General features: G+C 68.2%; 16 protein-coding genes. 5 read left to right on the top strand and 11 right to left on the bottom strand.

Features of this window, described 5'->3' with window-relative positions:
• Nucleotides 1-13: 13 nt before the first annotated feature.
• From LJ656_RS03920 to cobU, 4 genes are read right to left on the bottom strand one after another with little or no spacing between them, the layout of a single operon-like run.
• Entirely contained in the window at nucleotides 14-961 is a 948-nt protein-coding gene (locus LJ656_RS03920; RefSeq protein ID WP_230507974.1) for a cobalamin-binding protein, read from the bottom strand.
• Complete coding sequence (gene cobD, locus LJ656_RS03915; protein ID WP_230507973.1) at nucleotides 958-1,977, bottom strand: threonine-phosphate decarboxylase CobD; 1,020 nt, start codon at nucleotides 1,975-1,977, stop codon at nucleotides 958-960. The genes LJ656_RS03920 and cobD overlap by 4 nt, the downstream gene beginning before the upstream one ends.
• Nucleotides 1,970-2,911, bottom strand: a complete 942-nt coding sequence (gene cbiB / locus LJ656_RS03910; protein ID WP_230508365.1) for an adenosylcobinamide-phosphate synthase CbiB — start codon at nucleotides 2,909-2,911, stop codon at nucleotides 1,970-1,972. The genes cobD and cbiB overlap by 8 nt, the downstream gene beginning before the upstream one ends.
• Complete coding sequence (gene cobU / locus LJ656_RS03905) at nucleotides 2,911-3,465, bottom strand: bifunctional adenosylcobinamide kinase/adenosylcobinamide-phosphate guanylyltransferase (protein WP_230507972.1); 555 nt, start codon at nucleotides 3,463-3,465, stop codon at nucleotides 2,911-2,913. Before cobU ends, cbiB begins: the two co-directional genes overlap by 1 nt.
• A 130-nt stretch (nucleotides 3,466-3,595) precedes the next feature.
• Here cobU and LJ656_RS03900 point away from each other — a divergent pair, with 130 nt between their 5' ends.
• Nucleotides 3,596-5,104, top strand: a complete 1,509-nt coding sequence (locus tag LJ656_RS03900; RefSeq protein WP_230508364.1) for a cobyric acid synthase — start codon at nucleotides 3,596-3,598, stop codon at nucleotides 5,102-5,104.
• A 107-nt stretch (nucleotides 5,105-5,211) separates the two neighbouring features.
• Here the strand turns inward: LJ656_RS03900 and LJ656_RS03895 are convergent, their stop codons facing one another.
• Entirely contained in the window at nucleotides 5,212-5,631 is a 420-nt protein-coding gene (locus tag LJ656_RS03895) for a PaaI family thioesterase (RefSeq protein WP_230507971.1), read from the bottom strand.
• A 223-nt stretch (nucleotides 5,632-5,854) separates the two neighbouring features.
• Between LJ656_RS03895 and LJ656_RS03890 the strand changes: the two genes are divergently transcribed.
• Nucleotides 5,855-6,493, top strand: coding sequence for a ParA family protein (locus LJ656_RS03890; protein WP_230507970.1), 639 nt, complete (start codon nucleotides 5,855-5,857; stop codon nucleotides 6,491-6,493).
• Nucleotides 6,494-6,535: 42 nt separating this feature from the next.
• Here the strand turns inward: LJ656_RS03890 and panD are convergent, their stop codons facing one another.
• The 4 genes from panD to LJ656_RS03870 all read right to left on the bottom strand — a co-directional run bounded on the left by panD (nucleotide 6,536) and on the right by LJ656_RS03870 (nucleotide 9,259).
• Nucleotides 6,536-6,922: an aspartate 1-decarboxylase gene (gene panD, locus LJ656_RS03885; RefSeq protein WP_018431692.1), complete on the bottom strand. Its 387-nt coding sequence runs from the start codon at nucleotides 6,920-6,922 to the stop codon at nucleotides 6,536-6,538.
• A gap of 53 nt (nucleotides 6,923-6,975) precedes the next feature.
• Nucleotides 6,976-7,809 carry a pantoate--beta-alanine ligase gene (gene panC, locus LJ656_RS03880; RefSeq protein WP_230507969.1) on the bottom strand — a complete coding sequence of 278 codons (834 nt, stop codon included), beginning with the start codon at nucleotides 7,807-7,809 and terminating at the stop codon, nucleotides 6,976-6,978.
• A gap of 308 nt (nucleotides 7,810-8,117) precedes the next feature.
• On the bottom strand, nucleotides 8,118-9,053 hold the full coding sequence (locus LJ656_RS03875; RefSeq protein ID WP_230507968.1) for a segregation and condensation protein A: 936 nt from the start codon (nucleotides 9,051-9,053) through the stop codon (nucleotides 8,118-8,120).
• Nucleotides 9,054-9,073: 20 nt separating this feature from the next.
• A complete protein-coding gene (locus LJ656_RS03870) occupies nucleotides 9,074-9,259 on the bottom strand; it encodes a DUF3460 family protein (protein WP_230507967.1) in 186 nt (61 codons plus the stop codon).
• 274 nt (nucleotides 9,260-9,533) lie between these two features.
• Here LJ656_RS03870 and LJ656_RS03865 point away from each other — a divergent pair, with 274 nt between their 5' ends.
• Together LJ656_RS03865 and LJ656_RS03860 are read left to right on the top strand one after the other, a co-directional pair.
• Entirely contained in the window at nucleotides 9,534-11,396 is a 1,863-nt protein-coding gene (locus LJ656_RS03865; protein WP_230507966.1) for an autotransporter assembly complex protein TamA, read from the top strand.
• 57 nt (nucleotides 11,397-11,453) lie between these two features.
• Nucleotides 11,454-15,920 carry a translocation/assembly module TamB domain-containing protein gene (locus LJ656_RS03860; RefSeq protein WP_230507965.1) on the top strand — a complete coding sequence of 1,489 codons (4,467 nt, stop codon included), beginning with the start codon at nucleotides 11,454-11,456 and terminating at the stop codon, nucleotides 15,918-15,920.
• A 141-nt stretch (nucleotides 15,921-16,061) separates the two neighbouring features.
• Here the strand turns inward: LJ656_RS03860 and metG are convergent, their stop codons facing one another.
• Nucleotides 16,062-18,209, bottom strand: coding sequence for a methionine--tRNA ligase (gene metG / locus LJ656_RS03855; protein WP_230507964.1), 2,148 nt, complete (start codon nucleotides 18,207-18,209; stop codon nucleotides 16,062-16,064).
• A gap of 404 nt (nucleotides 18,210-18,613) precedes the next feature.
• Nucleotides 18,614-19,267 carry a YiaD family glycine zipper/OmpA-like lipoprotein gene (locus tag LJ656_RS03850; protein WP_230507963.1) on the bottom strand — a complete coding sequence of 218 codons (654 nt, stop codon included), beginning with the start codon at nucleotides 19,265-19,267 and terminating at the stop codon, nucleotides 18,614-18,616.
• A gap of 350 nt (nucleotides 19,268-19,617) precedes the next feature.
• On the opposite strand from LJ656_RS03850, the gene apbC reads away from it, so the two are divergent.
• Nucleotides 19,618-20,706: an iron-sulfur cluster carrier protein ApbC gene (apbC, locus tag LJ656_RS03845; RefSeq protein WP_230507962.1), complete on the top strand. Its 1,089-nt coding sequence runs from the start codon at nucleotides 19,618-19,620 to the stop codon at nucleotides 20,704-20,706.
• Nucleotides 20,707-20,779: the final 73 nt, after the last annotated feature.

Here is a 20,779-nt window from a genome sequence, read left to right as displayed (position 1 = left end):
CGGCGCCCGGTGCCTACTTCCGGCGTGAGCGCGCGAGTTCGAGATCCTCGCACAGCAACTGCGCTCCCTGCGCGAGGCGCGGCGCGGGACGGTTGAGCAGATCGCCGTCGATCGCGAACAGATTGTTGTTCGCGACCGCCGCGACGCGCGGCCACGCGCGCCATGTGTCGAGTTGCGGCAGCGGCGTGTCGGGCCGCGTCGCGCCCGGCGCGGCGGTCACGATCGCCTCCGGATTGGCGGCCAGCACCGCTTCGATCGAGACCGTCGGCACCAGCGGCTGAAGGCCCGCGAATACGTTGCGGCCGCCGCATAGCGCGATCACGTCGCTGATCATGTGCTCGCCGTTCAGGGTCATCAACGGCTTATCCCAGACCTGGTAGAACACGCTGACGCTCGGGCGCTGCGAGTACTGCGCGCGCAGCCTCGCGATGTCGCTGCGATAGGCGGCTGCCGCCGCATCCGCGGTCGCCGAGGTGCCGAGCAATTGACCGAGCTTCGTCAGCGATACGGCGATGTCGTCGAGGCGCCGCGGCTCGCTGAAAAACAGCGGTACGTGCAACTCGCGCAGACGTTCGAGTTGGCGCTGCGCATTGCCATGGCGCCACACGACGATCAGATCGGGCTTCAGCGCGACGATGCGTTCGAGGTCGAGCGCCTTGTTGTCGCCGACGCGCGGCAGTTGCTCCGCGGCCGGCGGGTAGTCGCTGTACGACACCGCGCCGACCATTTTCGAGCCGCCGCCGGCCGCGTACAGCAGTTCGGTCACGTGCGGCGCGAGGCTGATCACGCGTTGCGCGGGCGCGGGCAGCGTGACGGTGGCGCCGCTGTCGTCGGTGACGGTGATTGCGGCGTGGGTGCTCAAAGCGGTGAGCGCAAGCGACAGGGCGGCCGCCGCGCGCAGCGGGCGGCGCGGGCGGCGCAGGTTCGCGACGCAACAGCAGTAGCGGATAACTCGGTTCATCGGATCTCTTGCACGGCGCGTTGCAGTTGTTCTTCAAAGCGAAGCCACTCGGCCTCGGTCCCTGGCAGCCCGAAACGAATGCTGCCGCCCGGCGCGTCCGTCGAGGGCGCAAAGAGGCGCGTCCACACGCCGCGCCGCGCGAGCGCCTCGTGCAAGGTGGCGGCGCGCGCATCGTCGGTCCATGCGAATAGCGGCGTGCCGCGCGTCGCGAAACCCGCCGCACGCAGCAGCCCGAACAGCCGCGCGCTTTCCTCGGCGAGCCGTGCGCGCATTTGCGCGTGCCATGCGGTGTCGGCGAATGCGGCGCTCACCGCGTGACGCGCGGGGCCGCTGACCGTCCACGCGCCCAGCGCATCGCGCAAGCGCGCGAGCAGCGCGGGGGCGGCCAGCACGAAGCCGGCGCGTACGCCCGCGAGACCGAAGAACTTGCCCGGCGAGCGCAGCACGATCAGCCCGTCGCGATGCGTGTGCGCCGCGAGCGATTCGCGCGGCAACGTATCGGCGAACGCTTCGTCGACCAGCAGAGTGCCGCCGCGCTCGCGCAGTTGCGCGTGCCAGCGCAGTAGCCGGGCGGCATCGACATGCGTGGCGGTCGGGTTGTTCGGATTGACGATCGCGACGTGCGTGAGCGCGGCGGGCAGCGTGTCGCTGTGCACGTCGAGCGTGGCGATTGCGTGGCCGGCGCGCGCGAACGCGGGCGCGTATTCGCCGTAGGTGAGCGGCGCGATGCCGACCGTCGCGCGCGGCAGCAGCGTCGGCAATGCGCGGATCGCCGCCTGGCTGCCGGCGACCGGCAGCACGTGGGCGGCGGCGGGCGCGCCGTAGTAGTGCGCGGCGCGCGCGGCGAAGCCGTCGCCATCGTCGGGCAGGCGCCGCCATGCGTCGGCGGGCACCGGCGGCACCGGATAGCCGTGCGGGTTGATGCCGGTCGACAGATCGAGCCACTGCTCGTACGCAATGCCGTAGCGGATCGCCGCTTCGTGCAGGTTGCCGCCGTGTGCGATCTGCTCAGCCATGCAACGGCACACTGAGCAACGCCAGCACGAGCAGCACGGCCAGCCAGAAAATCAGCGAGCGCTCGACCAGCACCAACGCGGCGCCGATATGCCGCGCTTCGGCCGGATGTCCGAAGCCGAGCGTCGGCCGCTGTTCGAGCGTGCCGTGATAAACGGCCGCGCCGCCGATCAGCACGTTCAGGCTACCGGCGCCGGCCGCCATCACCGGCCCCGCGTTCGGGCTGTCCCAGCGCGGCGCCTGCTCGCGCCAGCAGCGCCACGCGGTCAGCGTGTCGCCGAGCAGCGCATAGGTCGTCGCGGTCAGGCGCGCGGGAATCCAGTTGAGCACGTCGTCCAGGCGCGCGGCGGCCCAGCCGAAGCGCAGATAGCGCGGCGTGCGATAGCCCCACATCGCGTCGAGCGTGTTGGCGAGGCGAAAGCCGAGCGCACCGGGGCCGCCCGCGATCGCAAACCAGAACAGCGCGCCGAAAATTGCATCGTTGCCGTTCTCCAGCGCCGATTCGACGGCCGCGCGCGCAAGCGCGGCTTCGTCGGCTTGGGCGGTGTCGCGCGAGACGATTCGCGCGGTCAACTCGCGCGCGCTGTCGATGTCGTGCTGGCCGAGCGCGTACCCGATCGGCGCGATGTGATCGCGCAGGCTGCGCGCGCCGAGCGCGAACCACAGCAGCGCGACGTGCAGCGCGCAGGCCGCCAGCAACGGCAGCACCGCGACCAGCATCCACGCGATCGCCACCGGCACCAGCACCGCCAGCGCCCACGCGAGCATGCCTTTGATCCGCAGCCGCCGGCCGTGATTGAAGCGCGCCTCGAGGCGCGCGGCCCAGTTGCCGAAGCCGACCAGCGGATGCGCGCGGCGCGGCTCGCCGAACCAGCGGTCGACGATCACGCCGAGCACGGCGAGCGTCGCGATCAGCGGCATCGTCAGCGTCAGCATCACGCGCGGCCCGCGCCTTTGAGCGCGAGCGGCAGGCCGGCGACCAGCAGCGTCGCGGTGCTGCTCACCGCGGCGACGCGCTGGTTGAGGCGGCCGAGTTCGTCGACGTACAGGCGCGTGGCTTCGCCCAACGGCACCACGCCCAGACCGATTTCGTTGCTGACCACGATGAGCTTGCCGCGCGCGCCGGCGAGCGCCGCTTCGAGCGCGGCGCAGTGCGCGTGGTAGTCGGAGAGGGGGGCGGCGGCGCCGTCGGCGGGGCACAGCAGATTTGCGAGCCACAGCGTCAGGCAGTCGATCAGCAGGCACTGGCCCGGCGCGTCGTGTCGGGTGATCGCGCCGGCCAGATCGCGGTCCGCTTCGACCAGCCCCCAATGCGCGGGCCGCCGCTCGCGATGATGCGCGATGCGCGCGCTGAATTCGGTGTCGTGGGTCACGCGCGCGGTGGCGATGTAGGTGACGGGCAGCGCGCTGTCGCTGGCAAGCCGCTCCGCGTGCGCGCTCTTACCCGAGCGGGCGCCGCCGAGGACGAAGGTGAGATCGCGGGAAGTCATCGCGAGATTGTACCGGCGCGGTGGGATAATGCCGCTCGCCTGTTCACCGCCAATCTTCCGACCCGAGCGCCTCGCCGTGACCCGAACCAAGACCCCCTTCGACGCGTTGCCCGTGCCGCGCGGCACGCTGATGATCCAGGGCACCACGTCCGATGCGGGCAAGAGCACGCTGGTCGCCGGGCTGTGCCGTCTCGCGCGGCGCGCCGGCGCGCGGGTCGCGCCGTTCAAGCCGCAGAACATGGCGCTGAACAGCGCGGTGACCGTCGACGGCGGCGAGATCGGCCGCGCCCAGGCGCTGCAGGCGGTGGCCGCCGGGATCGCCGCGCACACCGATCTGAACCCGGTGCTGCTGAAGCCGACCAGCGATCGTGGCGCGCAGGTGATCATCCACGGCAAGGCGCGGATGAATCTCGATGCGCGCGCGTATCACGACTACAAGCCGGTCGCGTTCGAGGCGGTGCTGCAGTCGTATGCGCGGCTGCGCGCGGCGTACGACACGATTTTCGTCGAGGGCGCGGGCAGCCCGGCCGAGATCAATCTGCGCGAGCGCGACATCGCCAACATGGGCTTCGCCGAGGCGGTCGATTGTCCGGTCGTGCTGGTCGCCGACATCGATCGCGGCGGCGTGTTCGCGCATCTGACCGGCACGCTCGCGTGTCTGTCGGCGAGCGAGCAGGCGCGCGTGCGCGGCTTCATCATCAATCGCTTTCGCGGCGACGTCAGCCTGTTGCAGCCCGGCCTCGACTGGCTCGAAGCGCAGACCGGCAAGCCGGTGCTCGGCGTGGTGCCGTATCTGCACGGGCTGACGCTCGATGCCGAGGACATGCTGCCGCCCGAACTGCGCGCGGCCGGTGCGGGCGTTCCGGGCGATGGCGGCCGGGTGCTGCGGGTGGTCGTGCCGGTGCTGCCGCACATCAGCAATCACACCGATTTCGACGCGCTGCGCGTGCATCCGCAAGTCGATTTTCACTACGTGCGCAGCGGCATGCCGATGCCGGCCGCCGATCTGATCATCCTGCCGGGCTCGAAAAATGTGCCGGGCGATCTCGCGTTTCTGCGCGAGCAGGGCTGGGACGAGATGCTCGCGCGCCATCTGCGCTACGGCGGACGGGTGATCGGCATTTGCGGCGGGATGCAGATGCTGGGGCGCGAGATTGCCGATCCGCACGGGATCGAGGGCGCGCCGGGCACTTTCGCGGGGCTCGGCTGGCTCGATTATTCGACGGTGCTCACGCGCGAGAAGACGCTGAAGAACGTGACCGGGCGCCTCGCGCTGCCGGGCGCGCCGGAGGTTGCCGGCTATGAGATTCATATGGGCGAGACGCGCGGGCCGGCGCTTGCTGCGCCCGCGCTGCGGCTCGATTGTCAGCACGATGAGCGGGGCGATGGTCAGCCCGGCGGCGGCGCGGCTGCCGCGCGTGCGGACGGCGCGTTGTCCGCCGATGGCCAGATTCTCGCGACCTACGTACACGGTCTGTTCGACACGCCGGCCGCGTGCGCGGCGCTGCTCGGCTGGGCCGGTTTGAGCGACGCCGAACCGGTCGACTACCCGGCGTTGCGCGAGGCGTCGCTGGAGCGGCTTGCCGATACGCTGGCCGAGCATCTGGACCTGGAGCGGCTCTTCGCGGCGCTGCGGTAACGCTGGCCAATCGGCCCGGCGCGGCGCAAAAAAAGCACGCGCCTGCCAGACCGCGTGCTATCGCGTTTGCACCGGCGCGAGCCGGGCGGGCTCGCGCCACATGACGCTCAATACAACACCATCTGCGTACAGCGGAACAGCGCGATCGTCTTGCCGTCCGGACCGGTGACGGTCGCATCCCACACTTGGGTGCTGCGCCCCAGATGCACGCCTTTCGCGACCGCGCGGATCGTGCCTTGGGTCGAGGTGCCGAGGAAGTTGCTCTTCAGTTCGATCGTCGTGAAATTGCGCGCGGTCTCCGGCAGATGCGCGAGACACGCGTAGCCGCAGGCGGTGTCGGCAAGGCCGATCACAGTCGCCGCGTGCAGGAAGCCGTTCGGCGCGAGCACTTCATCGCGCACCGTCAGTTCGGCGACCAGCGTGTCCTGATCGACCGACAGCACGCGTACGCCGAGCAGCTCCGGCAGCCTGCCTTTCTGGCGTTCGTGCAGACGTTCGACGGTGTATTCCGGGCGCAGATTGCTCATGAGATTCGGGTCCTTGTCGAAAAAAACGGCGGGGCCAGACGGCCGATTCGCGTCGCGGGGGCTTCGGCCACGCTGGATTTGTCGATATTATCAACGGCTGGACCGCTGGGCGAAGCTCGTGCGCGAACTCAACCGCAGCGGCAACCGCAGCAGTCATAGCAGAGCAACAGCAGTAGCGCGGCAAACCGGCTGGCGGCGTCCAGCCTTCTTTCCGGGAGAATTCATGTCGGTGATCGTGGTGGCGAATCCGAAGGGCGGCGTGGGCAAGAGCACGCTATCGACCAATCTGGCCGGCTATTTCGCGGCGATGGGCGAGTGGGTCGCACTGGCCGACCTCGACAAGCAGCAGTCCGCGCACGCGTGGCTCGATCTGCGGCCCGCGACGCTGCCCGTCATCGAAACCTGGGAGGTCAATCCGGACGCCCCCGCGAAGCCGCCCAAGGGGCTCGAACACGCGGTCATCGACACCCCGGCCGGCCTGCACGGCAACCGCCTGGGCCTCGCGCTGGAACTGGCGGACAAGGTGATCGTGCCGCTGCAGCCGTCGATGTTCGATATCCTCGCGACCCAGGAATTTCTCGAACGGCTCACGAAGGAAAAGGCGGTCAGGAAGGGCGCGATCGAGGTCGGCGTGGTCGGCATGCGCGTCGATGCGCGCACCCGCTCGGCCGAGCAGCTGCATCGTTTCGTCGAGGGATTGAAGCTGCCGGTGCTCGGCTATCTGCGCGACACGCAGAACTACGTGCAGCTCGCCGCACACGGGCTGACGCTGTGGGACGTCGCGAAGAGCCGGGTCGAGAAGGACCTGGAGCAGTGGCAGCCGATCGTCGAATGGACCAACGGCACCGGCGGGAAAGTCTGAGGGTAGAGGGGCAACTGACCCAGCAAAACCGGGCCGCGCCGCTTAACTCCAGGCCTGGGTCGGCACGTGATCGCGGCTGCCCTTGATCTTGTTGTTTTCATCGACGAATACGAGGTCCGGCTTCCAGCCCGCCTTCAGTTCGGCCTCGTCGACCACCGCGAACGCCGCGATGATGACCAGGTCGCCGAGCTGCGCGCGCCGCGCGGCCGACCCGTTCAGCGAAATCATCCCGCTGCCGCGCTCGCCCTTGATCGCGTAGGTCGAGAAGCGCTCGCCGTTGTTGATGTTCCAGATGTCGATGCGCTCGTTTTCGACGATGTTCGCCGCTTCGAGCAGGTCTTCGTCGATCGCGCACGAACCTTCGTAGTGCAGTTCGCAGTGCGTGACCGCGACGCGGTGAATCTTCGACTTCAGCATGTTGCGTTGCATGACTAATCCTGTGTGAATCTCAGTGTGACTTGCTGGCGCCGCGCGTCGCGGTGTCAGATTTCGAGGTTGTCGATCAACCGGGTGGCGCCGAGTTTGGCGGCGGCCAGCACGACGAGCGGCGCGTTCGCGTCCTGCGCGCCGGGCGCGATCAGGTTCGAGCGCTTGCGGATCGCGATGTAATCGGGCTTCCAGCCGCGCGCGGCGAGCGCCGCGGTGGCCGTCTGTTCGAGTTTCGCGAAATCGCGCTCGCCGGCCAGCACCGCGTCGCGAATCCGGTTCAGTTCGAGCGCCAGCAGCGGCGCCTCGGCGCGCTCGGCGTCCGACAGATAGCGGTTGCGCGAGCTGAGCGCGAGGCCGTCGGTGTCGCGCACGGTCTCGGCGGCGACGATGTCGGTCGGCACCGCGAACTGGTGGCACATCTGACGCACGATCATCAGCTGCTGGTAATCCTTCTTGCCGAACACCGCGACGCGCGGCTGCACGCACGACATCAGCTTCATCACCACCGTGCAGACGCCCTGGAAAAAGCCCGGCCGGAACTCGCCCTCGAGGATGTCGCCCAGATCGTGCGGCGGCTGCACCCGATACTCCTGCGGCTCCGGATACAGATCCTTCTCGGTCGGCGCGAACAGCACGTACACGCCTTCCTTCTGCAGCTTCTCGATGTCGGCTTCGAGGGTGCGCGGATATTTGTCGAAATCCTCGTTCGGGCCGAACTGCAGCCGGTTGACGAAAATGCTCGCCACCACCGGGTCGCCGTGCTGGCGCGCGAGGCGCATCAGCGACAGATGGCCTTCGTGCAGGTTGCCCATCGTCGGCACAAAGGCCGTGCGATTCTGGCCGCGCAACTGGTCGCGCAATTCGTGGATCGAGCTGATGACTTTCATGATCGGACAGGGTGGGTTCGCGCGGCGCGCGTTTGCCGGTGGGCGCGGGACTTCGCGGAAAATCGCGCGGGCCGCGGCGTGGCCGGCAATGACGGGTTTGGAGCGCGGATTGTAGTGGATTTGCGAGCCGGGCGCACCGAAACGCGGCGGCCGGCGGGAGCGGGCAGCGGGAAATGCACCGTGCATGCACCGCAGAGGCTTGCCAGGCATGGCGCTGCCGGCCCGGCGCGGGTTTCCCCGGGTGCGGTGTGAAAGCCACGTTTGGTTGAGCGGGCGGGCGGGCCGGACTGCCCGCCGATTCGAGGGACTCAGGCCGGCAGGTAGGCGAGCCGCACGTAGATCGGCGCGAACGGCTCCGCCTGGGTGATCTCGACCAGCGATTCGCGGCACAGCTCGAGCATCGCGATGAAGTTCACCACGACCACCGGCACGCCGCGGCTCGTATCGAACAAATCGGAAAACTCGATGAAGCGCGCGTTTTGCAGCTGCCGCAGGATTAGACTCATGTGCTCGCGCACCGACAGCTCCTCGCGCGAAATCTTGTGGTGCTGGACCAGTTTCGCGCGCTTGATCACGTCGGCCCAGGCGGCCCGCAGGTCGTCGCTGCTGACGTCCGGGAAGCGCGGCGTGATGCTCTGCTCGATGTAGACCTCGGCGCGCAGGAAGTCGCGGCCCAATTGCGGCAGCTGGTCGATGCGCTGCGCGGCGAGCTTCATCTGCTCGTATTCGAGCAGGCGGCGCACCAGTTCGGCGCGCGGGTCTTCGGCTTCCTCGCCGGTGTCGGCCTTCTTGACCGGCAGCAGCATGCGCGACTTGATCTCGATCAGCATCGCGGCCATCAGCAGATATTCCGACGCCAGTTCGAGATTGGTTTTGCGCAACTGCTCGACGTAGCCGAGATACTGCTCGGTGACATCCGCCATCGGGATGTCGAGCACGTTGAAATTCTGCTTGCGGATCAGGTACAGCAACAGATCCAGCGGTCCCTCGAAGGTCTCGAGGAACACTTCGAGCGCGTCCGGCGGGATGTACAGGTCGTTCGGCAGCTTGAACAGCGGCTCGCCGTACAGGCGCGCGAACGCGATGCCGTCCACTGTGTCGGGCGTCGAATCGGTGGTGGGGGCGGCGAGCGCGGTATCGGCCGGAGCCGGCGCGGGGCCGTGAAGTTGAAGCGGCCCGGGAGCTGGGCCCGGGCCGTGTGCGGGGTGTTGACCCGGGCCGTGTGCGTCGTCGGCGTGACTCATGCTCGGCGTGACCGGGGCGCTCAGAAGTTCTGGTAGTACTGATAGGGCGTCTGTTCGACGCGCGACGCTTTCTGCTCGGCGCGCTCGGCGAGGTCGATCGGCTGCTTGTCCCACAGCAGCGCGCGGCCGCGGCGTTGTTCGGCTTCCAGGTTGGGCTTCTGTTGCTTGAGCTGGTTCAGGAACTGCGTGATGTCCGATTGATACATGGCTCGGTGTCCGTGATGGGGAAAGTGGCAGCCGGCCGGTGGGCACGGGTGCTTGCGGCGGCGCCGGTGGCAAGGATTTTACCGCATGCGTCGCGCGCGGTCGAAAATCGCCGCGGGCCTGTTTTTCCGGGATAGTACGCGCGCCGCGAACACCGCCGCGACAGTCCTCGCGAGACGGTCCCGCAGCCGTCCCGTTGTGGTCAAATAGCATGCCCGCGCGCGCTTTGCGCGGCGGGCGCAAGAATTATTCACCCACTGTGGCCGGAGGTCCTGTTTGGCGGGAGGTTCGATTGACAAGTCGCGCGCAGCGCGTGGCGAGACCGGCCTGAAACGCGGCTGCGCGCCGGCACGCGACGCGCTCGCGCGGCGCTGGCAGCGCGTCTCGCTGGCCTTCGGCGTCGCGCTCGGCCTCGGTCTGTGGCTGCTGCTGGGCGCCGGCGAGGCGCAGGCCAAACGCACGCCGCCCAGCTACAAGGTCGACGTGATCGCCGAGCCACGCTCGCTGCGCAAGCTGCTCGAACAGCACCTGGATATAGCGCGCTTCGCGAAGCGGCCCGACATCAGCGACGACCAGTTCTCTTTCCTGATTACCGCGACCCCGCCGCAGGTGCGCGATCTCGCCGCGACCCAGGGTTATTTCTCTCCGATCGTCAGCACCGACGTGCGTAGTACCGACGACGCGCGCCAGGTAACCGTGCGGGTCGAGGCGGGCCCGCGCACGATGGTCACGGCGGTCGATCTGTCGTTTCGCGGCGCGGTGCTGACCGAAGACGAGGCGCAGGAAAACGCGACCCGCTTCGCGTTTTCGCTGCACGAGGGCCAGCCGTTCACGCAGGGCGACTGGGACGACGCGAAGAACGCGTCGCTGCGCCAGCTGCAGTCGCGCCGTTATCTGGGCGCGAAGATCTACCACTCCGAGGCGCTGGTCGATCCGCGCACGCACGAGGCGAAGCTGTCGGTGGTCTACGACAGCGGCCCGACCTTCACGATGGGCGAGATCGACGTATCGGGCACCCGGCGCTATCCGGAGCGCATCGTCCACAACGTCAATCCAATTTCGCCGGGCGACGTCTACGACACCCGCACTGTTGCCGAGCTGCAGCGGCAGTTGCAGAACACGCCGTACTTCGCCAGCGTCGCGATCGATCTCGACAACGACCCGGCCAAACCGCTGAACACGCCGGTCCATGTGAAGGTGTCGGAATTCCCGTATCACAGCTTCCGCGGCGGGGTCGGTTATTCGACCGACAACGGTCCGCTGGTGCAGGGCGCGTATTCGTATCTGAATACGTTCGGCAAGGCGTGGCCGTTCACCGTCGAAGGCCGCGCAGACCAGACCCAGCAATACGGCCAGGTCCAGCTGTCGATGCCGCCGGGACCGCGCGGGTGGACCAACAGCGTGCTTGCGTCGTACACGACCACCGACGTGTCCGACACCCGCATCTACAGCATTCGCGGCGGCGTGCAGCGTTCGCGCACGTCGCAGTTCCTCGACTACAGCTACTCGCTGCTGTTCTACAACGACAAGCTCGACCAGAACGCGGCGCCGCCCACCTGGGCGCACGCGCTGGTGCCGGCGTGGTCGTGGACCCGGCGCGACACCGACGACCCGCTGTTCCCGCGGCGCGGCAACCTGGTCCACGTCGAGGCGGGCTTCGCGGTGAAGGGGCTGCTGGCCGACCAGTCGTTCATCCGCGGTTATGCGCGCGGTCAGCAGTATCTGCCGATCGGCGCCGACGACATCGTGCTGATCCGCGCCGAACTCGGCGCCGTGTTCACGAGCGGCAGTTCGAGCGGGATTCCGGCCTCGCTGCTGTTCCGCGCGGGCGGCTCGAATTCGGTGCGCGGCTACGGCTTCCAGAGCATCGGTACCGACGTCGCCGGTTCGATCCTGCCGACCAAATATCTGGTGACGAGCGCGGTCGAATATCAGCACTGGTTTTCGCACAACTGGGGCGCCGCCGCGTTCTTCGACGTCGGCACCGCCACCGATACCTGGGGCGAGAAGGTCTTCTATCCGGGCGCGGGCGTCGGCGCGCGCTGGCGCAGCCCGGTCGGCCCGGTCAACCTCGATCTCGCCTATGGAATCCGCGACCGTAGAGTGCGGCCGTACATCACGCTGGGCATTGCGTTCTGATCCCGCTATGACCTTCCGCCACCTTTTCGCCGCGCCTATTTGCCGCCCCCTGCACGCATGACCACCGACGTAACCGATCCGCCCTCCGCGCAGCCGCCCGGCACTCCGCCAGGCCAGCCGCCCGGGCAGCAATCGCCCGACACGCCGCCGAAGCCGAAGCGGCGCTGGGGCAGGCTGCTGCTGAAAACGGTCGCGGGCACGTTGATCGTGCTGGTGCTGCTGGTCGTGCTGGCGGGCGGCCTGCTGTACGGCGCGCTGACCACCGAGCGCGGCACCGCGTATGCGTGGCAGGCGGCGGTCAAGCTGCTCGGCGGCCGGCTCGCCGGGCGATTCGACGGCGGCACGCTCGCGAGCGGGGTGCAGTTGCGCGACATGCGCTGGCGCAGCCTCGACGGCAGCGGCACCGACATCCGGATCGACTACGCGGCGGGCCGTTGGGCACTCGGCCGCGAACCGTGGCGCTTCACGATCGAATATCTGCACGTCGGCACGATCGACGCGCGGATCGGCGCGTCGTCGTCGACCAGCAGCGAGCCGCTGAAACTGCCGCAGGATCTGCGTTTGCCCATGCAACTGGAGATTCGCGACGTGCGGGTCGAGCGGCTGCTGGTGCATCAGGGCACGTCGACGACCGAGCTGTCGCACTTCGCGTTTCATGGCCGCAGCGACGGGCAGCATCACGAGGCCGCGGTCGACAGTCTGGACACGCCGTTCGGCTCGGTGACCGCGTCGGCGAAGCTCGATGGCGCGAAGCCGTTTCCCGTTTCGGGCGAGGTCGGCTATGCGGGCAAGGTCCGCGACGAGGCCGTGCAGGTGAGCGGCCGTCTGAGCGGCACGCTCGAACAGCTGGCCGCCGATATCGACGCGAGCGGGATGAAGCTGACCGGTCGGGCGCGGGTCGAGGCGACGCCGTTCGCCGCGGTGCCGCTGCAACGCGCGACGCTGAGCTTCGATCACGTGAATCCGCAGGCTTTCGCGCGGGGCGCGCCGCTGGCGGACCTGGCGGTGCGGGCGGAACTGCAGCCGGTGGAACTGGCCGGGGCCGGGGCCGGGGCCGGCGGGGCGGGCGCGGCGAGCGGTGTCGGCGCCGGTGGCACCGCAAGCGGTGCGGCGATTGGAGCGGCGCCCGGAGCGAAGAGCGGTGCAGAGAGCGGTGCCGCAACCCCGGCGAGCGCCGCCCCCGCGGCAAGCGCGGCTGACCACCGCGCGACGACGGCAGCGAGCCAACCCGGTCATCACCTGAACCTCGGCCACCACCACGCGCAGGCCAAGCCCCCGGCGGGCTTCGCGGTGGCCGGCCATCTGTCGATCGTCAATGCAAAACCCGGTGCGATCGACCAGAACCTGCTGCCGCTGATCGACGCGAACACCGACGTGCGCCTCGACGCGCAGACGCAAAGCATCTCGAACCTGAACCTGCGGCTGGTGCGCAACGCGAGCGTCACCGGCAGCGGCACGCTGAGCGGCCGGCGCGGCCAGCTCGATCTGAAGGTCGCGCGGCTCGACCTGAACGCGTTGCAGGCGACGGTGCGGCCCACCCAGCTGGCCGGCCCGATCGGCATCCGTCTGAACGACGACATCCAGACGCTGACGCTCGACCTCGGCGACCCGGCCGCCGCGCTGCGCGCGCAAGGCAAGATCACGTTCGACCCCGCGCGAATCAGCTTCAACGACGTGCGCGTCACTTCGGGGCGCGGGCGCATCGATCTGTCGGGCGCGCTGAAGCACGACGCGAATTCGACCTACAACCTGAAGGCGCAGCTGACCGACTTCGATCCGCTGTCGCTGACTTCGCAGATGCCGGCGCGCACGCCGGTCGCGGCGCCCGCGGCTGCCGCTGCACCCGCGGCGACCAACGGCGCGCAGCGCGCGCGCCAGGCGCAGGCCGCCGCGCTGGTCGGCAGCGCGGCCGGCGCGAAGAGCGCGGCCCCGGGCGATCAGGCCGCGGCGGTCGCGAAGAACACCGCGAAGGCGGCGGTGCAGACCGAGGTGCTGACGCGCAAGACGCCGCCCGCCCGGCACGCCGCGCCGAAGGCGCCGCCGGCGCGCAAGATCGAAGCGCGCGTGAACGCGACGCTGAGCGCGACCGGCGTGCTCGCGCCGACCTTCACGACCCGCGCGGAATTCAAGCTCGGCCCGAGCGTCTACGACAACCTGCCGCTGACCGGCGGCGGCACGATCCAGCTGGCTGGCTCGCGGCTTTTGCCGAGCCGCGCGAATCTGTCGGTGGCGGGCAATCAGGTCGATGTGCAGGGCAGCTTCGGCGCGCCCGGCGACCGGCTGCGCTTGCGGGTCGACGCGCCGCAACTGGATCGGCTCGGCTTCGGCCTTGCCGGCGCGGTCGCCGCCGACGGCGACCTGACCGGCTCGTTCGCGCATCCGAACGTCACGCTGAACTACAAGGCCGAGAACGTCGCGTTCGGCACGAACCGCGTCGGCCACGCGGAAGGGCACGCCGAATTGCGCGACGGCACGAACGGCGCGCTCGCGTTCACGACCGACGCACGCAACCTGAGCGCGGGCGGCGTCGATCTGAACACGCTGACCGCGAAGCTGTCCGGCACGCGCGCGAACCATACGCTCGAAGCCGCGGCGACCGGCAAGCTGCAGGATCGCCCGCTCGATCTGTCGCTCGCGGCGCACGGCAAGCTGACCGATTCGCGCGACGGCACGCGCTGGGACGGCAGCGTCACGCGTCTGCAAAATCGCGGCACGCCGGCGCTGAACCTCGAATCGCCGCTCGCGGTCAGCGCCGGGCCGGGGCATCTGACGCTCGGCGCGACGCGCCTGACGATCGAAGGCGCGGTGCTGAGCCTGAAGTCGTTCGCGTTCGAGCACGGCCGCATCCAGTCGGCGGGCACGCTGACCGACGTGTCGCTCGCGCGGCTGCAGGAGCTGCGCCACGAACTCACCGGCGAGCCGCCCGCGGTGCGCACCGATCTCGTGTTCGACGGCGACTGGGACTTCTCGCTCGGCGCGACCGCCAACGGTCACATCGAGCTGCGCCGGCGCAGCGGCGACGTGACGGTCGAAATCGGCCGCGGACTGGCGTCGATGGGGATCACCGCGATGCGGGCGCGCGCCGAATTCACCGGCGGCAACCAGCTGAACGCGACGGTTCACGCGCAGGCGAGCCGGGTCGGCGTAATCGATGCCGATGCGCATACGGCGCTGGTGTTGCGCGAGGGCCTGCTCACCGTCGATCCGCAGAGCGCGTTGTCGGGCAACGTGAACGCGAACGTGCCGTCGCTGCGCACCACCGGCGGGCTGCTCGGCCCGAGCTATCTGCTCGACGGCCATCTCGCGTTGCGGCTCGCGCTGCACGGCACCGTCGCGAAGCCCAACGTGACCGGCTCGCTGGTCGGCGACGATCTGTCCGCGACCGTGGTCAGCCAGGGCGTGCAACTGAAGGACGGGGTGGTGCGCATCGCGCTGTCGGAGAACATGGTGGACTTCCAGCAGGTCGAATTCCGCGGCTCCAGCGGCACCTTGCGCGCGACCGGGCGCGTGCGTCTCGACGGCTCGGAGCCCGATCTGACCGCCAGCATCGTGGCCGACAAGCTGGACGTGTTCGCGTCGCCGGACCGTCATCTGTCGCTGTCGGGCAGCGCGAGCATCGCGAACGGCGGCACCGAGCGCGGGATGGCGATCAACGGCAAGTTCGTGGTCGATAGCGCGCTGTTCGACCTGCCCGAGCAGGCCGCGCCGAGTCTCGGCGACGACGTCGTGGTGATCCGTCCGGACGGCACCCGCTCCGGCGGCCGGCCGCCGCCGAGCGAGGCCGGCACGCAGCCGGCCAGTCCGTTTGCGCCGCGCGCGAACATCGAGATTGGTCTGGGCAACAACTTCCGCTTCCGCGCGGCGGGCGCGGATCTCGGCCTCGCCGGCACGATCACCGCGATGAGCGCGCCGAACACGCCGCTGCGCGCGGTCGGCAACGTGCGCGTGACGCCGGGCTCGACCTATACCGCGTTTGGCCGCAAGCTCGCGATCGAGAACGGCTTCTTCACGTTCAACGGGCCGGTCACGAATCCGGGCATCAACATTCTGGCGATGCGCCGCAACCAGCAGGTCGAGGCCGGCGTTCAGGTGACCGGCACGCTGCAGGCGCCGGTCGCGCGGCTGGTGTCGGAGCCGGCCGTGCCCGATAACGAAAAGCTGTCGTGGCTGCTGTTCGGTCACGGCACCGACCAGGGCAACAACCTCGGCCAGCAGAGCACGATGACGACCGCGCTCGCGCTGCTCGGCAGCGCGACCGGCAAGCGGATCGCGGAGACGGTCGGGCTCGACGAGTTCTCGATCGGCCGCAGCGATGTGGGTCTTACCGATCCGCAGGTCGTGATGGTGTCGAAGGCGATCAACGAGTGGCTCGTGATCGGCTACGAGCAGGGCTTGCAGTCGGCCAGCAACGCGATCAAGGCGACCATCAATCTGACGCGCTACTGGTCGCTGGTCGTGTATGGCGGGACGTTCTATGGCGCCGATGTGCTGTACACGCGGCGCTTCGATCGCTTCAAGTGGTGATGGGGGCGCTGCCGGCTTTAGCGGCCGGCGGCAGCGGTTCTCTCGGCAGCGGCTCTCAGCAGCGGTAAAAAAAATGGCACGCCCTCAGGCGTGCCATTTTTTTGCTTGCGGGAGGCCGCGCGCCGGCGGCGCGCTCGCGCGTTACTTCACGCGCATGCCCGGCTTCGCTCCGCTATGCGGCTCGAGCACGTACAGACCCGGTTCGGCCTTCTCGTCGGCCGCCGATGCCGCCAGCACCATCCCTTCGGACAGACCGAACTTCATCTTGCGCGGCGCGAGGTTCGCGACCATCACGGTCAGCTTGCCGATCAACTGCTCCGGCTGATACGCGGACTTGATGCCCGAGAACACGTTGCGGGTCTTCTCTTCGCCGACGTCGAGCGTCAGTTGCAGCAGCTTGTCCGAACCTTCGACCGCCTTGCAGTCGACGATCTTCGCGATGCGCAGATCGACCTTCGCGAAGTCGTCGATCGAGATGATGCCGGAGCCGTCGTCCTGAGCTGCGGCGGCGGCTTTCGCGTCGGCCTTCGCGCTGTTCTTCGACTTGCCCTTCGCGTCGGCCGGCGCCGCTTCCGGCGTGGCTTGCAGCGAATCGCGGTTGGCCGCGAGCAGCGCTTCGATCTGCTTCGGATCGACGCGCGTCATCAGATGCTTGTATGCGTTGATCGGCCGGCCGGAAGTGAGCGGCAGGTTCGCGTCGGCCCACTTGAGCGGCTCGATCGCGAGGAACGCTTCGACCGCTTCGGCGAGCTTGGGCAGCACCGGCTTCAGCGCGAGCGACAGCAGCCGGAACGCCTCGATGCTGACGCTGCAGGTTTCATGCAGCGCGACCGCGTTGGCCGGGTCCTTCGCCTGATCCCACGGCTTCGCGGTGTCGACGTACGCATTGACCGCGTCGGCGAGCTCCATGGTCTGACGCAGCGCGCGGCTGTACTCGCGCGCTTCGTAGTGCGCGGCGATCTGCGGAATCGCGGCGCGCAGCGTGCCGAGCAGCGGATGATGCATCGCGCTGTCCTGCACCCGGCCGTCGAAGCGCTTGATCAGGAAGCCGGCCGCGCGGCTCGCGATGTTCACGTACTTGCCGATCAGATCGCTGTTCACGCGCGCCTGGAAGTCGTCCAGGTTCAGGTCGAGGTCTTCCATCGTGCTGTTCAGCTTGGCCGCGAAGTAGTAACGCAGCCATTCCGGGTTCAGGCCGGTGTCGATCACGCTTTGCGCGGTGATGAAGGTGCCGCGCGACTTCGACATCTTCGCGCCGTCGACGGTCAGGAAGCCGTGCGCGAACACGTTGGTCGGCGTGCGATGGCCGGAGAACTCGAGCATCGCGGGCCAGAACAGCGTGTGGAAATACAGGATGTCCTTGCCGATGAAGTGGTACTGCTCGGCCTTCGAACCCTTGCGCACCCATGCGTCGAAGTCGAGGCCGCGCTTTTCGGCGAGGTTCTTGAAGCTCGCGTAGTAGCCGACCGGCGCGTCGAGCCACACGTAGAAATATTTGCCGGGCGCGCCGGGGATCTCGAAGCCGAAGTACGGCGCGTCGCGCGAGATGTCCCAGTCGGCGAGCTTGGCTTCGCCGGCGTCGCCGAGCCACTCGCGCATCTTGTTGGTCGCTTCCGGCTGTGCGAGGCCGCCGACCCACTCGCGCAGGAAGGTCTCGCAGCGCGGATCGGACAGGCGGAAAAAGTAGTGCGTGGAGGTCTTGCGAATCGGCGTCGCGCCGGAGACGACCGAGTACGGGTTCACCAGTTCGGTGGGCAGGTAGGTCGAGCCGCACACTTCGCAGTTATCGCCGTACTGGTCCTTCGCGCCGCACTTCGGACACTCGCCCTTGATGAAGCGATCCGGCAGGAACATTTCCTTGACCGGGTCGTACGCCTGCTCGATCTCGCGAGCGTCGATCAGGCCCGCGTCTTTCAGCGCCAGATAGACGTTTTCGCTGAGCACGCGGTTTTCGTCGGAATCGGTCGAGTAGTAGTTGTCGAACGAAATGCCGAAGTTGTCGAAATCTCGCTTGTGCTCCTGCCACACGCGCTCGATCAGCTGCTTCGGCGTCAGACCTTCTTTTTCCGCGCGCAGCATGACCGGGGTGCCGTGGGTGTCGTCGGCGCCCACGTAGTAGACCTCGTGGCCGTGCATTCGCAGCGCCCGGACCCAGATGTCCGTCTGGATATATTCGACCAGATGGCCGATATGAATCTGCCCGTTCGCATACGGAAGGGCCGACGTGACGAGAATCTGGCGACGGCCGGACGGCGCGCCTGCGGTGAGATCGGTGGCGGGTGCTGACATAAGGATCGGGGGTGCCTGCGGTGGGACGAAACGAGGATTTTAGCAGGGCGCAAGCCCGGCGCGGCGCGCGCGGCGGCAGGCGGGACGGGCAGGGCGGTGCAGGGTGCTGGAGATGCAGGGTACTGGAGATGCCGCGGGCCCGAAGCGTCGGACAAACACGAATCGAGCGGGCAAAAAAAACCGGGGTTTGATCAACCCCGGAGCAACAACGACAAGAGGAGAATGGTGACGTGGCGGCTTCGCCAACCACGTACCGTAAAGAGAGACCGCGGATTTCCGGCAGAGTTCGAAATTTTTTTCGCTTCGTCAGGAAACCCGTCCGGCGGCGCGTGGAACCCGGCCGCCGGGCGGTTCGGGCGCGCAGCCCGCTCAGGCCGGCTGCTCCCGGTTCTCCGGACTTGCTGTTATTGCGTGGCGTGCTGGGCGGTCGCGCGCAGATAGATTTCCACCCGACGGTTCGCCGCGCGGCCGGCTTCGGTGTTGTTGTCCGCGATCGGCTGGCTCGGGCCCATGCCGGTGGCCGACAGGCGCTGCGGTGCGATACCGCGCTGGGCCAGGAAGCCGGTCACGCTTTGCGCGCGGTTGACCGACAGCGTCTGGTTATATTGCGCGGAGCCGGTGCTGTCGGTATGGCCGACCACCGATGCGACGATTTCCGGGTTCTGCTGCATCGTTTGCGCGAGCTGGTCGAGCACCGGTGCGAACGACGGCTTGATCGCGTAGCTGCTGGTGTCGAACGTGACCGAGCTCGGGATGTTCAGCTTGAGCGAGCCGTCCGGCTGCTCGGTGATCTGCGTGCCGGTGCCCTTGGTCGCGCCCGACATGCGATTGCGGATGTTTTCCCAGTTGTAGCCGGTCACGCCGCCGACCGCCGCGCCGACGCCCGCGCCGATTGCCGCGCCTTTGCCGCCGCCGAAGATGGCGCCCAGCGCCGCGCCGGTGCCCGCACCCACGCCGGTGCCGACTGCCGTATTGGTGCCTTGTTGGGTCGCGCAACCTGCCAGAAACGAGCCGGCAATAGCGAACACGGCGACGCGAGTCATGATTTTTGCATTCATTTTTCGATCCTCTTGAGTAAAGCGATAAACCAGCGGGTAGCAGTCAATCTATCCAGCGAACGTGACCGTTGTACAGCGAACGACTCGAAAACTTCGGAGCGACGGAAATGCTACGCCTTTCTCCGCGCGGTCCGACAACGAAGAAGGGTCTTCGGGCAGCGGTTGCCGTCAGACACTACAATAATGCCTGAAACCGCAGCGATGCGACCCTTAGGCGTCCCGCCTGCCGGAAGGGTGCACGGCAGGTCTGATTTAAGCAACGCTGCATAACAATTTCTTTCAAATTCCGCCGCGTGGCCGATCCGGTAACCGCATCGCACCGCGCCGCACGTCTTCCCCACGGAGTCTCAATGAGTATCGATCGGGCTTTGGTCGACGCCGCTCTCGCGGCCGTCACTGACCCCAACACCGGCACGTCCTACGCGGGCGCGAAAAACATCCGCAACGTGGCCGTCGACGGCGACACCGTGAGCCTGCAGGTGGTGCTCGGCTACCCGGCGAAAAGCCAGTTCGACGCGGTCCGTCAGCGCTTCGACGCCGCGTTGCGCGCGGTGCCGGGCGTGGCCGGCGCGCGCGTCGAGGTCTCGCAGCAGATCGCCGCGCACACGGTGCAGCCGGGTGTGAAGCTGCTGCCGAACGTGAAGAACATCGTCGCGGTCGCGTCCGGCAAGGGCGGGGTCGGCAAGAGCACGACCGCCGTCAATCTCGCGCTCGCGCTGGCGAGCGAGGGCGCGTCGGTCGGCATTCTGGATGCGGACATCTACGGCCCGTCGCTGCCTACCATGCTCGGCATCGTCGGCCGTCCGGAGTCGCCGGACGACAAGTCGATGAACCCGATGAGCGGCCACGGCGTGCAGGCCAATTCGATCGGCTTCCTGATCGAGCAGGACAATCCGATGGTGTGGCGCGGCCCGATGGCGACCTCGGCGCTCGAGCAGCTGCTGCGCCAGACCAACTGGCACGACCTCGACTACCTGATCGTCGACATGCCGCCGGGCACCGGCGATATCCAGCTGACGCTCGCGCAGCGCGTGCCGGTGACCGGCGCGGTGATCGTCACGACGCCGCAGGACATCGCGCTGCTCGACGCGAAGAAGGGGCTCAAGATGTTCGAGAAGGTCGGCATTCCGATCCTCGGCATCGTCGAGAACATGGGCCTGCATATCTGCACGAACTGCGGCCATGCCGAGCATATCTTCGGCGCCGGCGGGGGCGAGCGGATGGGCAAGGAATACGGCGTCGACGTGCTGGGCAGCCTGCCGCTCGACATCAGGATCCGCGAGCAGGCCGACTCGGGCAAGCCGACCGTCGCGGCCGACCCGAACGGGCCGATCGCCGAAATCTACCGGTCGATCGCGCGCAAGGTCGCGATCCACATCGCCGAGCGCGCGCGCGACATGAGTTCGAAGTTTCCGAACATCGTCGTGCAGAACACCTGAGCGGCATTCGTACGGGTTCCCGCACGAGCCCCCGCGAGTCCATCTGCATAAAGGATCCGCGGGGCTTCGCGGG

The organism is Paraburkholderia sejongensis, from assembly GCF_020880815.1.
In the GTDB taxonomy this organism is placed as follows: Bacteria; Pseudomonadota; Gammaproteobacteria; order Burkholderiales; family Burkholderiaceae; genus Paraburkholderia; species Paraburkholderia sejongensis.
The sequence above is the reverse complement of the archived record's forward strand: the minus strand, read 5'-3'. Positions and strand labels throughout refer to the sequence as shown.